The 15331-nt window shown below is 73.7% G+C and carries 11 protein-coding genes; 5 read left to right on the top strand and 6 right to left on the bottom strand.

Features of this window, described 5'->3' with window-relative positions:
* Window positions 1-30: 30 nt before the first annotated feature.
* Entirely contained in the window at window positions 31-2682 is a 2652-nt protein-coding gene (locus tag HFV08_RS28965) for a beta-N-acetylglucosaminidase domain-containing protein (protein ID WP_312885872.1), read from the bottom strand.
* A gap of 322 nt (window positions 2683-3004) precedes the next feature.
* Between HFV08_RS28965 and HFV08_RS28970 the strand changes: the two genes are divergently transcribed.
* Window positions 3005-3535, top strand: a complete 531-nt coding sequence (locus HFV08_RS28970) for a snapalysin family zinc-dependent metalloprotease (protein WP_168543487.1) — start codon at window positions 3005-3007, stop codon at window positions 3533-3535.
* A gap of 19 nt (window positions 3536-3554) precedes the next feature.
* Here HFV08_RS28970 and HFV08_RS28975 read toward each other — a convergent pair whose 3' ends face one another.
* The gene (locus HFV08_RS28975) at window positions 3555-4307 is read right to left on the bottom strand and encodes a PIG-L deacetylase family protein (protein WP_168543489.1); all 753 of its coding nucleotides are present in this window, start codon (window positions 4305-4307) and stop codon (window positions 3555-3557) included.
* An 88-nt stretch (window positions 4308-4395) separates the two neighbouring features.
* Here HFV08_RS28975 and HFV08_RS28980 point away from each other — a divergent pair, with 88 nt between their 5' ends.
* Window positions 4396-5559, top strand: a complete 1164-nt coding sequence (locus tag HFV08_RS28980) for a betaine/proline/choline family ABC transporter ATP-binding protein (RefSeq protein ID WP_168543491.1) — start codon at window positions 4396-4398, stop codon at window positions 5557-5559.
* Between the two features lie 44 nt (window positions 5560-5603).
* Here the strand turns inward: HFV08_RS28980 and HFV08_RS28985 are convergent, their stop codons facing one another.
* From HFV08_RS28985 to HFV08_RS28995, 3 genes are all read right to left on the bottom strand, one after another.
* The gene (locus HFV08_RS28985) at window positions 5604-6560 is read right to left on the bottom strand and encodes an ABC transporter substrate-binding protein (protein ID WP_168543493.1); all 957 of its coding nucleotides are present in this window, start codon (window positions 6558-6560) and stop codon (window positions 5604-5606) included.
* Entirely contained in the window at window positions 6560-7234 is a 675-nt protein-coding gene (locus HFV08_RS28990) for an ABC transporter permease (RefSeq protein ID WP_168543495.1), read from the bottom strand. Before HFV08_RS28990 ends, HFV08_RS28985 begins: the two co-directional genes overlap by 1 nt.
* Window positions 7235-7316: 82 nt before the next feature.
* Entirely contained in the window at window positions 7317-7994 is a 678-nt protein-coding gene (locus HFV08_RS28995; RefSeq protein WP_168543497.1) for an ABC transporter permease, read from the bottom strand.
* A 151-nt stretch (window positions 7995-8145) separates the two neighbouring features.
* Here HFV08_RS28995 and HFV08_RS29000 point away from each other — a divergent pair, with 151 nt between their 5' ends.
* Window positions 8146-10569: a SpoIIE family protein phosphatase gene (locus HFV08_RS29000; RefSeq protein ID WP_168543499.1), complete on the top strand. Its 2424-nt coding sequence runs from the start codon at window positions 8146-8148 to the stop codon at window positions 10567-10569.
* A 292-nt stretch (window positions 10570-10861) separates the two neighbouring features.
* Window positions 10862-12340, top strand: a complete 1479-nt coding sequence (locus tag HFV08_RS29005) for an amino acid permease (RefSeq protein WP_168543501.1) — start codon at window positions 10862-10864, stop codon at window positions 12338-12340.
* Window positions 12341-12495: 155 nt separating this feature from the next.
* Here HFV08_RS29005 and HFV08_RS31970 read toward each other — a convergent pair whose 3' ends face one another.
* Window positions 12496-13668: a DUF2637 domain-containing protein gene (locus HFV08_RS31970; protein ID WP_312885873.1), complete on the bottom strand. Its 1173-nt coding sequence runs from the start codon at window positions 13666-13668 to the stop codon at window positions 12496-12498.
* A gap of 470 nt (window positions 13669-14138) precedes the next feature.
* Here HFV08_RS31970 and HFV08_RS29015 point away from each other — a divergent pair, with 470 nt between their 5' ends.
* A complete protein-coding gene (locus HFV08_RS29015) occupies window positions 14139-15230 on the top strand; it encodes a peptidoglycan recognition protein family protein (protein ID WP_168543503.1) in 1092 nt (363 codons plus the stop codon).
* The last annotated feature ends 101 nt before the right edge of the window (window positions 15231-15331 follow it).

Genomic DNA, 15331 nt, shown 5'->3' on the forward strand with positions numbered 1-15331 from the left:
ATACGGCCGTTGGGCGGTCCCACGGCGGGTTCAGCCGGGGATGACCTCGGCGATCTGCGGGGCCGCGCCGCCCGCCCGCCAGCGGAGGCGTACGGCGTCGGCGCCGCCCTTGACGTCCAGGCGGTCGAACGGCCGGGCCACCTCGCCCACCGGGCGCCAGCCCTCCTCGCCGTGCACCTCGACGGTGGCCGCGACCGCGTGCCCCTCGGGCTGGAGCACGGTGAGCGAGGTCAGCTCGCGGGCGGACTCCAGGGTGACGGTGAGCGATTCGTCCGCCTCGGGGGCGCGGGCGGCGCGGTAGAGGGTGCCCGGGTCCCCGTCGGCGGCCGAGGCGAGGCTGCTGCCCTCCGCGGCGGCGGGCCCGCCGGTGACCTCCGCGACCCGGCCGCTGATCCCGAACTCCCTTACGGCGAGCCAGTTCTCCTGGGCCGCGCTCGCCCGGGCCCGCAGATAGCGCGCCTCGGTGCCCTCGGGCGCCGTGACGGTGACCTCCTCGCGGCCGGTGAAGGCCTCCAGCTCCTTCCAGTCCTTGCCGTCGGCGGAATACTCCAGGACGCCCTTGTGGAGGTAGTCCTCCGGGCTGCCGGGGGTGCCCATCGCCAGGGTGACGGTGCCCAGCTCCCGGACGGACCGCAGGTCGAGCGTGACCGCGTCGCCGGGCCCGGGGGCGCCGTCGCTCCAGTAGTACGTCAGGTCGTCGCCGTCGGTCATCCGGGCCGGGGCGTTGCTCTGATGGGTGCCGAGGTCGGAGCCCGCCTTCGGGCGGCCGGGGACCCCGAGCAGCCGGTCGAAGGCGGCGGTGGCCTCGTCGGCGAAGGTGTCGGCCACGCCCTCGGCGACCAGGGCCCGCACCTTCCGCCCGTCGAGCACGTCCACGGTGAACGAGGAGGCGTGGGCGAGGAGTCGGGGCAGTTTCTGGCGCAGCTTCCAGGCCCGTGCCGTCTCGCCGGAGCGGGCGGCGGTGAGCATGTCGAGGGCGGTGCGGTCGGCGGCGGCCCAGGCCTCGGCGGCGTCCAGCCAGGGGGCCGCGTCGTCCAGGAAGCCCTGCTCGGGCAGGTGGGCACGCAGGACCGCGGGCGCCCTGCCGAAGGCCGCGAGGTCCCGGTCCAGCCGGGCCGCGTCCCCGTCCCGCCAGAACTTCTCGACGGAGGCGGCGAGTCGGGGCGCCGGCCGCGGGTCGAGGGCGGACTCGTGACTGGCGTCGGCGAACCACTCCAGGGCGTCGGCGGTGCGCCCCTCGCCCCCGGCCAGTTCCCGCAGCGCGGACTTCCAGGAGGCGGCGGGGTCGTAGGCGCGGTCGTTCCAGGTGTAGTCGGCGACCGTGTGCAGGGCGAGCTTCGAGGCGTAGGGCTGCACCATCGGGTTGGCCGTGATCCCGGCCAGCTGCTCGGCGAGCCCGGCCTCACGGCCGGTGAAGGGGCCGAGCAGCAGGCGCCCCGGCACATAGTCGTTCACCGGGTAGTTGTCCCAGGTGAGGATCGGGTGCCCGAAGACCGAGCGGGCCTGCTTCGCCTCCGCGACGCTCATCGTGGGGGCGACGACGCCCACCCCGGTCCACTCGACCAGGACGTCCTTGTCGAGCTGCTCACGCAGCGCCTTCTTGTACGGGGTCTCCTTGACGTCGTAGTACTCGGTGGGAACCATCTGGAGCGGCTCGGCGCCCTCGTGCGCGGCGATGAAGTCCTTGTTCACCCGGTTCAGGAGATGGGCCTGGGCGGCACCGGCCGCGCCGCCGCCGGTGCCCCAACGCTCCTCGTCCGCAGGGCAGTTCCAGTCCGTGTAGCTGATGTCGTCCAGCGGCACCGCGAAGGTACGCACCCCGATGTCCCACAGCGTCCGGAACTTGTCCGTCAGCGCCTCGGCGTCGGCGTCCGAGCTGTAGCAGACGGAGAGTCCGGGCGAGAGGGCGTAGGTGAACTCGACGTGCCGCTCCCGGGCGCGGTCCACCAGCTCCTTGATACGGGCGAGTTGGTCGGCGGGGTAGGGCTCGCGCCACTTCTCGCGCAGATAGGGGTCGTCCTTCGGCGAGTACACGTAGATGTTCATCTTGTGCGCGCCGTAGAAGTCGAGTTGGTCGAGCCGGGCCTCGTGCGACCAGGGGAAGCCGTAGAAGCCCTCGATGACGCCCCGGATCGGGGTCGCCGGCCAGTCGCGGACCTCCAGTCCGCGCAGCTTCCGGCCCGGGTGCGATCCGCCGTCGAGGACCTGCTTCAGGGACTGGGCGGCGTAGTACGTACCGGTCGCGTCGACCCCGGACAGGACGATGCGCCCGGCGCCGATGCCGAGGACGTGGCCTCCCTCCGGCAGCCCTGAGGGACCGTCAAGTCCCAGTGCCCGCAGGGCGGTTGCCGAGGCCTGCTGCTCGGTGGGGCCGCCCACCCAGACGGTGAGACGGCCGGAGCGCGGCCCGTCGGCGCGGACGATCCGGCGGACTCCGGCGTCCTTGAGCGCCCGCTCGGTGACCTGGACGGCCGCCCGGTCGCTCCGCTCGCCCGCGACGAGGGTGACGGCCCCGGTGAGGGTGACCGAGTCCGCGCGGACGGTGGCGGACTGCGGGGCCGGGGTGATCGGCGGAGGGCTGCCGGGCGGGGGCGCGGCCCCGGCGGACGGGGCGCCGAGCGAGAGCGCCAGCAGGGCGGTCACGGCACCGAGCACAACCGAGCGGGACAGACGTCGTCGCACTTTCGTCCTCCACAGAACCCATCAAGTACCAGCAGGACCGGCGGACTTCGACCCCTCTCCATGCACAGAGGTGCACGGTTCGGGCCGGGAACGCGCAGCTTGGAACATAGGCCTGGACCAGAGCGGCGCACAACCGCACGGACCGAATCCACCCCCGCCCCGCTTGGCGCATACTCCGCGCGCGGCAGATTCGCGCGGCCCAAGTCCCGTGCGGGAATGGCGCGTTGCCGTCTCCCCGGCCACGGCTGACGGGCCAAGACTGCTGGACGACGGTGAACCGAACGGCGGCCGGTGCACCCGGCGCCGAGGCGAGGAGGACCAGATGAACCGCACCCGCACCGCACGCCCCGGGCCCCGGATCCGCGCCCGCCGGACCGCGGCCGCCGCACTGGGCCTCGCGCTGGCCGCGCTCTCGGCCGGGACCGCGAGCGCCGAGCAGCAGACCGGACAAGGGACCGGGCAGTCCGTACGTACCGTGGTGCTCACCTACAACGACGACCTGGCGCCGAGCCTCGACGCGAAGATCGCCCAGAGCACCAGCATCTGGAACTCGGCAGTGGAAGCGGTGCAGTTGAAGGAGGTCGACGGCGCCGCCGACTTCAGCTACGTCGAGACCGACGGCAGCGCCCACACCGACACCGACGGGCACGGCCAGGGCCAGGTCTTCCTGCCCGTCGGTGCTCCGCTGCGCGTGGTCACCCACGAGACGGGGCACATCCTGGGCCTGCCGGACCATTTCTCCGGCCCGTGCAGCGAGTTGATGTCCGGAGGCGGACCGGGCCCCGCCTGCACCAACGCGGTACCGAACGCGAGCGAGGCCGCCCAGGTCGACCTCCTGTGGGCGAACGGCTGACCGGCCGGGGCGGGCGCGGTCAGCGGCCGAAGAGCTCGAAGGCGACCGCGGGCCGTCCGCCGAAGCGCGGGGCGAGGGATTCGGCGAAGCCGGTGAGGAAGGAGCGGCAGTAGCTCTCCGGGTCCTCCTCGGTCAACACCTCGATATAGGTGCGGTGTTCGAGCAGGGAGCGCACCCCGCGCTCCAGGCCCTCGGTGGCGTCCACGGCGTGCGTCGGGGCGTCGGTCCCGGCGACGGCCACCCAGCGCACCCCGTCCCAGGGTTCGAGTCCGGCCTCGCGCAGCTCCGGGAAGATCCACCGGTTGCCCGCGTCGGCCACCGCGTCGAGCGCGGCCCGGCCGACCGCCACATGGTCGGGGGTGTTCCAGACGGTGCCGCCCCAGGTGTCCCGGTGGTTGAGGGTGACCACCAGCTGGGGCCGGTGGCGGCGGATCGCGGCGGCGATGTCCCGGCGCAGCGCGATGCCGTACTCGACCACCCCGTCCCGGTGGTCGAGGAACTCCACCGCCGAGACCCCGACCACGGCGGCGCTCGCCCGCTGCTCGCGTTCGCGCAGCGGGCCGCAGACGGCGGGGTCGAGGGTGTCGATGCCCGCCTCGCCCCGGGTCGCCAGGAGATAGGAGACCTCCTTGCCCGCGTCGGTCCAGGTGGCGACGGCGGCCGCGCAGCCGTACTCCAGGTCGTCGGGGTGGGCGACGACGGCGAGCGCCCGCTGCCAGTCCTCGGGCAGCGGAGTGAGCGGGGACTGCGGGGCCTCGGGCGAATCGGTCATGGTCCGAGGGTAGGCATCCGGCGGTGGTCGGCCACTCGTGGGGCGCTCCCGCCGGGCGGGGGCGGGGCTGCGCCCTTAGCGTGAGTGGATGATCCGGTTCGAAGAGGTCGGCAAGCGGTATCCGGACGGCACGGTCGCCGTGGCGGGGCTGAGCTTCGAGGTCGGCGAGGGCGAACTCGTCACCCTGGTGGGCCCGTCGGGCTGCGGCAAGACCACGACCATGATGATGGTCAACCGGCTCATCGAACCGACTTCGGGGCGGATCCTCGTCGACGGCGAGGACATCGCCTCCGTCGATCCGGTCCGGCTGCGCCGCCGTATCGGCTATGTCATCCAGCAGGTCGGCCTCTTCCCGCACCGCACCGTGCTCGACAACACCGCGACGGTGCCCGCCCTGCTCGGCTGGAAGAAGGCGCGGGCCCGCGCGCGGGCCCGGGAACTCCTCGACCTGGTGGGGCTCGACCCCGAGGTCTACGGGCCCCGCTATCCGGCCCAGCTCTCCGGCGGCCAGCGGCAGCGGGTGGGCGTGGCGCGGGCGCTGGCCGCCGATCCGCCGGTGCTGCTGATGGACGAGCCCTTCGGCGCCGTGGACCCGGTGGTGCGCGAGCAGTTGCAGGAGGAGTTCCTGCGGATGCAGTCGGCGGTGCGCAAGACGGTGCTCCTGGTCACCCACGACATCGAGGAGGCCGTCCGGCTCGGCGACCGGATCGCGGTCTACGGCGAGGGGCGCATCGAGCAGTACGACACCCCGGGGGCGGTGCTCGGCACCCCCGCCAACGACTATGTGGCCTCCTTCGTCGGCGCGGACCGCGGGCTCAAGCGGCTCTCGGTGACCGCCATCGAACCCAGCGACCTCGAACAGCCCCCGGTGGCCCGCCTCGACGAGTCCGCCGCCCGGGCCGCGGACCGGCTGCGCGAGGAGGGCGGCCGCTGGGCCGTCGTCCTGGACTCGGACGGCGATCTGCACGGCTGGATCGGCATCGACGAGGCCGCCCGCGCGGGCGAGGGCAGCCGGGTGGCCGATCTGGCGCACCGGATGGGGGCCTGGCTGCCGGTGGGCGCCCCGCTGAAGCAGGCGTTCAGCGTGATGCTCCAGCACGACGCGGGCTGGGTCGCGGTCCTGGACGGCGCCCGCTTCCTCGGTGTGCTCACCCCGGTCAAGCTGCACGAGGCGCTGCGCCGCTCGGTGGACGCGGAGGCCAGGGGCGTCGCCCGCGAGGACGTGCGCTTCGACTCGGTGGCCGAGGCCTGACCAGGCGGCGGGCGACCGCGCCACCGGCCGCACCCGCCCCCGGCTCACAGCAGCCCCTTGCGCTCCAGATACGTACGGGCCACGTCTTCCGGCAGTCGCCGCCAGCTGTCCACCTGCTGGTTGAGCGAGGCCAGGTCGCGGGTGGTCAGCACCCGGCTGAGGGCGTCGAGCGCCCGGGCGACCCGGGGTCCGCCCGCGCGGGCGCGGTTGACGACCGGGACCACGTAGTCCGCGTTCTGCAGGCGCTTGTCGTCCTTCAGCAGGACGAGCGAGAACTCGTCGAGGGTGGCGTCGGTCGTGGTGGTCAGCACCAGCTGGTCCTGGCCGCTCTGCACGGCCTTCTTGGCCTGGGTGGTGCCGACGCCCTTCGGGTCCACGCCGGTCAGCTCGATCCCGTACACCTTCTTCAGGCCCGGCGCGCAGTACGGCCGCTGTACGCACTCGTCGCCTGCGGCGAGGCGGACCTTCCGCTTCGTACGGCCGAGGTCGCTGAGGGTCTTCAAGCGGTGCTCGCGGGCGAAGGAGGCGCTGACGGCGAAGGCGTTCTGGTCGACGGCGCGGCCGGGGCGCAGGACGGTGAGTCCGCGCGGGGCGGCGAGCCGGCGCAGGGCCCGCAGGGTGCGGGCGGGGTCCGGGGAGCCGACGGGCTTCGCCTGCGCGCCGTTCTCCTTGGCGTTGAGCCAGTCGGCGAAGGTGGCCGCGTACTCGGCGACGACGTCGATCTGGCCGGATTCCAGGGCGGGTTCGTACAGCTCGCGGTTGGAGACGGTGATCAGGTCGGTCCGGTAGCCGGCCTTCTTCAGGAGCAGCGTGTACATCTGCGCCAGCAGGTCGGACTCGGTGAATCCGGCGGAGCCGACGGTGAGCCGGTGGCTGTCGCCCGGGGGTGCGGTGACCGCGTTCTGGTTCTCCAGGCTCGGCCCCGTGGAGCAGCCGGTGAGGGCGAGCAGGGCCCCGGCGAGGGCGGCCCGGCGCCGTCGCCGGGCGGGGCGGCGCGGCATCAGGGCCTCCCCTGCCGGGCGCGGCCGGGCCCGAGGCGTTCGGCGAGTGCGAAGAGCCCCTCGACCAGCAGCGCGAAGACGGCGACCAGGAAGGCCCCGGCGACCACCTGCGGGGTGCTGGCCAGATTGAACCCGGCGGTGATGATCCGGCCGAGTCCCCCGCCGCCCGCGAGCGCGGCGATGGTGGCGGTGGCGACGAGCTGGACCGCGGCGAGCCGGACCCCGGCGAGGATCATCGGCAGCGCCAGCGGGGCCTCCACCCGCCGCAGCAGCTGCCCGCCGGTCATGCCCATCCCCCGGGCGGCCTGGACGACGCCGCGGTCCACCTCGCGCATGCCGACGTAGGCGTTGGTCAGCAGCGGCGGCACGGCGAAGAGGACCAGGGCGACCACGGTGGGGCCCTCCCCGTAGCGGCCGAGCGGGGTCAGGAGCAGCAGGACCAGGACGGCGAAGGTGGGCACCGCCCGGCCGATGTTGGAGATGTTGACCGCGAGCGCCCCGCCCCGGCCGAGGTGGCCGAGGACCAGCGCCACCGGCAGCGCGATCAGGCAGCTGATCAGCAGGCAGACCAGGGTCAGCAGGAAGTGTTCGAGCAGCCGCTGCCCGATGCCCTCGGACCCGGACCAGTGCGCGGAGTCGGCGAGCCAGTCCCAGGCCTCGCCCAGGGTGTTCACCGGCGCTCCGCCGGGCCGTGCCGGCGCGGTCCCGAGCGGTGGTCGGGCGGTGCGGTGCCGCGGAGGCGCCCCGGGCCCCGGCTCATGAGCGGGCCGCCCTGGTCCAGGGGGTGAGCAGCCACTGCACGCCGAGCAGCAGCAGATCGGCGGCGACGGCGATCAGCACGCACAGCACCGAGGCGGTGAGGACCTGCGCCTTGAAGTAGGTGTTCATCCCGGAGTAGATGAGGTTGCCGAGCCCGCCGAAGCCGACGATCGCCCCGACGGTGACCAGCGAGACCGCCGAGACCGCGGCGATGCGCAGCCCGGCCATCGCGGCGGGCAGCGCGAGCGGCAGTTCCACGGTGAGCAGCAGCCGGACGGGGCCGTAGCCCATGCCGCGGGCGGCCTCCCGGGTCTCCTCGGGCACCGCCTTCAGCCCGGCGAGGATGTTGCGGACCAGCAGGGTGAGCGAGTACAGCACGAGACCGGCGACCACCAGGGCGGCGGAGAGCCCGTACACCGGCAGCAGCAGCGAGAACATCGCGAGCGAGGGGATCGTGTAGAGGACCGTGGTCAGCGCGAGGACCGGTCCCGCGGCGAGCCGCCAGCGCCGGGCGAGCACGGCCAGCGGCAGCGCCAGGACCAGGGCGATGAGCACGGCGAGCGAGGTCAGTTCCAGGTGCTGGAGTACGGCGTCCGACAGGACCTGGCGGCGGGTGCTGAGGTAGGCGCCGCAGATCCACTCGTTGCGCGCGAGGCAGTCGTCGGGGGCCTTCATCCGTTCATTGCAGCCCGCCCCGGGGCCGCACGGCCTGTTGGGCTCGGCCGTACGGGGAGCCGGGGGACGGGCCGGGGTGCCGGGAGGGCAGAGCGCGTTTGCGCCGCCGGGGGCGGGGGCGGAGGCTTGGTCACCGAGGGTGTGATGCGCATTGGGTGCCTGGGAATCCGCGAGCGGTGTCACCGGTGAGCCGGTGGCCTTCTCCTGGGCGGCAAGCGCCGTGCTCGGCGACCGGCTGCGGGTGCACGGCTGGAGTCCCGCCGCGCAGGAGCTGCTCGGCTATCCGCCGGAGGATGTCCTCGGCACCCCCGTCACCCGGCTCGTGGGCGCCCCCGGCCACTACCACGGCGAGGACCTGCCGCCCGCGACCCTCGGCCCCGAGGGCCTCGCCCGCGACCTCGTACTGCGCCACCGCGACGGCCGGGCCCTGCACCTGGCCGCCGCGCACCGGCCGCTGCCCGCGTCCCCCGGCGGACAGGAGACCGCGAGCCTGCTGCTCCTCGCCCCGGCCGGGGAGCTGCGCGACTGGGAGACCGGGCAGGCGGTGCTGCGGGCGCTGTTCACCCAGTCCCCGATCGGGCTGACCCTCTACGACACCGAGCTGCGGGTGACCTGGGCCAACGACACCTGCGCCCGGGAGATGGCCGGTTCCCCCGAGCGGTACCGGGGCCTGCACCCGGACGAGCTGGTGCCGGGCGGGGAGATCCTCGGCGCGGAGCGGCCGGGCGGGCTGCGCGCCCTGGTCCGGGGCGTCCTGGAGACCGGGGAGCCCGTGATCGACCTGCACTACCGCGGCAGCCCGCCCGAGGATCCGGCCGGTGAACGCATCTGGTCGTACTCCTACTACCGGCTGCTCGACGGCCGCGGGCGCCCGGTCGGGGTGTGCGAGGAGTCCTTCGACATCACCGAGCGCTACCGGGCCGAGCGGCGGCTGCACCTCCTGGTCCGGGCCGGGGAGCGCATCGGCACCACCCTCGACCCGCGCCGCACCGCCACCGAGCTGGCGCTGACCGCGGTCCCCCAGATCGCCGACCGGGTCGCCGTGGACCTCTACCAGGACGTCCTGGAGGGCCGCGCGCCCCGGGGCGCCCCGCACCGGGAGCGCCCCCTGGTGCGGGTGGCCTCCTTCACCGCGCCGAGCGCCGCCGCCGGGCTGCCCGCCGCCCTCGCCCGGGACGCCCGGCCCGACTACCCGGAGTCCTCCTCGCAGGCCCGGGCGCTGCGCGGCGGTTCGGCGGTGCTCGACCCGGACCGCGGTGCCGGGGACGCGCCGGGTCTGAGCACGCTGGCGGTGCCGCTGCGGGCGCAGGGGGCCGGACTCGGGCTCGTCACCTTCGTCCGGGGCGGCGGCTGGCCCCCGTACCGCAGCGACGACCGGGACCTCGCCGAGGAGCTGGTGCGGCGCACGGCGGTGGCGGTGGACAACGCGCGCCGGTACGCGGGCGAGCACCAGGCGGCGGTGACGCTCCAACGCGACCTGCTCCCGGGCCAGTTGCCCTCCCTGTCCGCCGTGGAGGCCGCCTACCGGTACCTGCCCGCGGACAGCAGGGTCGGGGTGGGCGGCGACTGGTTCGACGTCATCCCGCTCTCCGGCTGCCGGGTGGGCTTCGTCGTCGGCGATGTGGTGGGGCACGGGCTCCGGGCGGCGGCCACCATGGGGCGGCTGCGGGCGACGGTGCGCGCGCTCGCCCAACTCGATCTCGCCCCCGAGGAGTTGCTCTCCCGGCTCGACGACCTGATCGTGCAGTGGGCCGAGGAGCGGGCCGCCCCGGAGGAGGGCGGGACCCCGCACGAGGAGACCACCGGCGGGACCTGCCTCTACGGCATCTACGACCCCGTCTCGCAGAGGTGCGCGCTGGCGCGGGCCGGGCATCTGCTGCCGGTGCTGGTCACCCCCGAGGGCCGGGCCGCGCTGCGGGAGCTGCCCTCCGGGCCCCCGCTGGGCACCGGTGGGCTGCCCTTCGAGAGCACCGAGGTGGACCTGCCCGAGGGCAGCCTCCTCGCGCTGTTCACCGACGGCCTGGTGGAGGCGCGCGACCTCGACCTCGACGAGGGCCTGGACCGGCTCACCCGGGTGCTCGCCGGTCCCGCCCGGCCCCTGGACCGGCTGTGCGGGGAAGTCTTGGGCGTGCTCCCCTCCCCGATGACCACCGACGACGCCGCGCTGCTCCTGGTGCGCAGCCGGGCGCTCGCCCCGGGCTCGGTGGTGAGCTGGGAGATGCCCGCCGAGGCGGCCGCGGTGCCGGAGCTGCGCCGCAGGGCACGCGAGCAGCTGGCCGCCTGGGACCTGGACGAGTTCTCCTTCACCACCGAGCTGATCGTGGGCGAGTTCCTCTCCAACGCGGTACGGCACGCCGACGGGCCCATCGGACTGCGCCTGATCCGGGACCGCAGCCTGCTCTGCGAGGTCTCGGACGCCAGCCTCACCTCCCCGCATGTGCGCCAGGCCTCGATGGACGACGAGGGCGGCCGCGGTCTCTTCCTGGTCTCGCAGACCGCGCAGCGCTGGGGCACCCGGTACACCAGGACGGGAAAGGTCCTCTGGGCGGAGCAGCCGCTCCCGCCCGCCGCCTAGCCGGGGCGAACCGGCGCGAACGGGCCCCGTACGGGCACCTCACCACCCCCATACGGGCACAGCAAAAAGCCCGCCGGACCTTCGGCCCTGCGAAAGTGAACAGCATTCACGCTTGATATGAAGGAAATAAAAGAGATACACCTCACTTTCCCAGCTCTCGGGGTGGACAGCAGGTCACCTACGCGAGAAGGTCCAGCAACCCCCGGCCGGGCTCGGATTCGACGCCCGGAAGGAGGTGGGGCCCTCTCCCCCGCGGGTCCCGGAAAGACGTTCCTCACCCCATGGATGTCAGATGACTACACCCTCCTCGCGCCTCGCGCCCGAGCACCCGGACGACGGCCAGGGCCCCGGCGGACGGCTGCCCGGCAGCGACGCGGACGCCGGTCTCCAGGCCGGGCTCAAGAACCGGCACCTTTCGATGATCGCGATCGGCGGCGTCATCGGCGCGGGCCTGTTCGTCGGTTCGGCCTCGGGCATCGCGGCGGCCGGACCGGGCATCCTGCTCTCCTACGCCCTGGTCGGCACGATGGTCGTCCTGGTCATGCGGATGCTCGGCGAGATGGCGGCGGCCGACCCCAGCTCGGGCTCCTTCTCCGCCTACGCCGACCGGGCGCTCGGGCGCTGGGCCGGCTTCTCCATCGGCTGGCTCTACTGGTTCTTCTGGGTGGTGGTGCTCGCCATCGAGGCGACCGCCGGAGCCGTGATCCTGGAAGGCTGGATGCCCGCCGTCCCGCAGTGGGGCTGGGCGCTGATCGTCATGGCGGTGCTGACCGTGACCAACCTGGTCTCGGTGGGCTCCTTCGGCGAGTTCGAGTTCTGGTTCGCGGGGATCAAGGTCTTCGCGATCGGCGCCTTCATCGTGATCGGCGGCCTCGCGGTCTTCGGCGTGCTGCCGGGCTCGGACGGCGGCGGTGACGGCTTCTCGAATCTGACCTCGCACGGAGGCTTCCTGCCCCATGGCGCGGACGCCATTCTCACCGGTGTCCTGATGGTCGTCTTCTCCTTCATGGGCAGCGAGATCGTCACCCTGGCCGCGGGCGAGTCCAGCGACCCGCGCCGCGCGGTCAGCAAGGCCACCAACAGCGTGATCTGGCGGATCGCGGTCTTCTACCTCGGCTCGATCTTCGTCGTGGTGGCGCTGCTGCCCTGGGACTCCGACGCGATCCAGGAGAAGGGCTCGTACGTCGCGGCGATGGATGAGATCGGCATCCCGCACGCGGGCCAGGTGATGAACGTCATCGTGCTCACCGCCGTGCTGTCCTGTCTCAACTCCGGCCTCTACACGGCCTCCCGGATGGCCTTCTCGCTCGGCGGCCGCGGCGACGCCCCGAAGTCCTTCGCCCGCACCACCGCCCGCGGGGTGCCGCAGACCGCGATCCTCTCCTCGGTCGCCTTCGGCTTCCTCGCGGTGTGGTTCAACTACCAGTGGCCGGACACCGTCTTCGAGTTCCTGCTGAACTCCTCGGGCGCGGTGGCCCTCTTCGTCTGGCTGGTGATCTGCCTCTCGCAGCTGCGGATGCGCCGCATCATCCTGCGCGAGAACCCGGAGCGCCTGGTGGTACGGATGTGGCTGTTCCCGTATCTGACCTGGGCGACGATCGGGATGATCTCCTTCGTCCTGGTGTACATGCTCACCGAGCCGGACACCCGCAAGCAGGTGCTGCTCTCCGTCCTCGCGGCGGCGCTGGTCGTCGTCCTCGCCCTGGTCCGCGACAAGGTCACCGGGCGCGGCGGCCGGGACACGGAGGACCGGGCGGACGCCAAGGTCTAGTACGCACGCCGAGGTCCGGACAGGACCTCCGCGCGGCCACCGTGCCGCGCACGGACGGGAGACGGGCCGCCGGGGCCGACCGGGCGGCCCGTCTTCCGTCTGTGCGCGCGTAGTTGGGGGTGCGCCGGCAGCGCGGACCATCCCCGAGGCGAGGGCTAGTACGACGGAGCCGGTTCCTCCGCGAGCGTGCCGTCCTGGTCCGCGGCGGCGGTCGCGGTCAGCGGGTGGCGCTGCTTGAAGTCGTGGAGGTGACCGGCGAGTTCGGACTCGTGCAGGGGGTTGCCCATCGGGTCGGTGACGCCGTAGCGCTCCCTGAGGTACCAGGTCAGCTGGTACGCGGTGGGGTGGGTGCCCTGCTCCGTGACATACCGGGTGAAGGCCTCGAAGTAGAAGTCCTCCCAGGTCTCCCAGCTCGACTCGGGGGCCGGGTCGGCGGGGTCGGGCTCGCCCGGTGCCGCGGCGGCGGCCGGGGCGGCGAGCGGGGACGGCGCGGTGGGCAGCTTGGCGCCGGGCGCGAAGTCCCGGGCGGCCGCGGCCGGTTCGGGCGGCTGGGGCAGGCGGGCCGCCTCCGGTGAGCGGGGCGGGTCCGCAGCGGCCGGGAGTTCCGGTGCCGAAGGGCGCGTGTCCGCCAGGGGTCTGCCGTTCCCGTCGAGTCCGGCGGCGGCGAGGCCGGAGGGGGCGGTCTCGGCGAGGGGGACGCCGTAGCGGGCCAGGCGCAGCGGCATCAGGGATTCGACGGGGGCCTTGCGGCGCCAGGCGCGGCCGAAGCGGGAGCGCAGCCGGGCCTGGTAGACGAGACGTTCCTGTTCGAGCTTGATGACCTGCTCGTAGGAGCGCAGTTCCCACAGCTTCATCCGCCGCCACAGCAGGAAGGTCGGCACCGGCGAGAGCAGCCAGCGGGTCAGCCGCACGCCCTCCATGTGCTTGTCGGCGGTGATGTCCGCGATCCGCCCGATCGCGTGCCGGGCCGCCTCGACCGCGACGATGAACAGCACCGGGATCACCCCGTGCATGCCCACACCCAGCGGATCGGGCCAGGCCGCCGCCCCGTTGAACGCGATCGTCGCCGCCGTCAGCAGCCACGCCGTCTGCCGCAGCAGCGGAAATGGGATCCGGATCCACGTCAGCAGCAGATCCAGCGCGAGCAGCACACAGATCCCCGCGTCGATACCGATCGGAAAGACCAGCGAGAAGTCCCCGAACCCCTTCTCCTCCGCCAACTCCCGCACGGCCGCATACGAACCCGCGAAACCGATACCCGCGATGACGACCGCACCGGCCACCACCACACCGATGAGTATGCGATGCGTCCGGGTCAGTTCGACCACCGGAGCGTTCTCCCCCGCGTCCACCCGCAGCAGCCCACTCTCTCGTCCGTCTCGGCAGGGTCCCGCCGTCCTCCGCGAACGTGACCGGGCCTCACACTCTCACGGTCCGTCAGGGGGTCGTGGAGGGGGCCCGGGGGCCGGGATCCGACGTCCGGCGGACGCGCGCCGGTCACCAGTGGTCGTACCAGAGAAACCGCGGCCGTGAATGTCCCCGGGTGAGCGAATCACACCGGGCCCTCTTTCAGGCGGGATGAAAGTTTGCGAGCGCTCCCCCTTACGGGGTTGTCAGGTTCACGCTCGGTCCTCTTTGCTGGCTACGGCGCTCACCACGCGGCAACGGAAGGGGTGTTGATGTCCGGCCACGACACCGCGGCCCGTCCCGCCCCCGAGACCGTACCCCCACACACACGGCAGCCCGTGTCCGGCGCCCGCCCGTCGACCAGCCCCCCACTCTCTGCGAGGAGACCGCGATGACGGCACAGTCAGGACCCCCCACCCCCGCCCGCCGCGCCGTACTGCGCGGCAGTGTCGCCGCGGCCGCGGCAGGCGCCGTCGGCTGGCAGACCGCGACGGCGGCGCAGGCCGCTCCGGCTCCGGCCCCCCGCGCGGGCGCCGAGGCCGCCGAGCCGCGGATCTACGGCACCGCGGAGTGGGGCGCGCGCCCGCCGGAGATCGACATCCTCGTCGAGGACCATGTGCCCACCTTCATCGTGGTGCACCACACGGCCGACCCCGGCAACAGCGAGGACTACTCACTGGAGCACGCCAAGCAGATCTGCCGGGACATCCAGAACTTCCACATGGACGGGCGCGGCTGGGGCGACACCGGCCAGCAGTTCACCAACAGCCGCGGCGGCTTCATCCTGGAGGGCCGGCACCAGAGCCTGGACGTGGTGCGCGGCGGCACCCAGCACGTGCAGGGCGCGAACGTCGGCGGCCACAACAGCGAGGTCATCGGCATCGAGAACGAGGGTATCTACACCGACGTGGACGTCCCCCCGGCGCTGTGGGACTCGCTCGTCGCCCTGGTCGCCTGGATCGCCACCCAGTACGGCCGCCCGGTCGAGAACATCCTCGGGCACCGGGACTTCAACTCGACCGAATGCCCCGGCAACATCCTCTACGGCCGACTCCAGGAGCTGCGCGACGCGGTCGCCGGCGCCATGGGCGTACAGAGCGCCACGCCCTCCGTCTGGCCGCTGCTGCGTCCCGGCAGCACGGGTGCCCAGGTCCGCGCGGCCCAGCACCTGCTGCGGGCCAAGGGCTTCGAGGGGCTGCGGGCCGACGGCGTCTTCGGCCCCGCGACCAAGCGGGCCGTGGTCAAGCTGGCCGAGGTGCACGGCGTGGAGCAGCACGTCTGCTCGGCCGCGCACCACCGCACGGTGGACGAGACCGGCTACCTCGGCTCGGACATCTGGCCGCTGCTCACCCCGCGCCTCACGGAGGGCGCGAACAGCGAGGTCGGCGAGGCCGTCGCCACGCTGCGCCGCGCGGGCGGGCGCACCAAGGGCGGCAGCGAGCTGCTGACCCCGCGCGACTGGAAGGGCCTGCTCGGCAGCTGAACCTCCGCCCGCACGCGCGTTCCCACCGCGGCGGGGGGGCCCCCCCGCCCCGGGGGGGGGGCCGCCGGGGGGGCGGGGGCGGGGACCCCCCGGCGGGCCGG

The organism is Streptomyces physcomitrii, from assembly GCF_012273655.1.
Classification (GTDB): Bacteria; Actinomycetota; Actinomycetes; order Streptomycetales; family Streptomycetaceae; genus Streptomyces; species Streptomyces physcomitrii.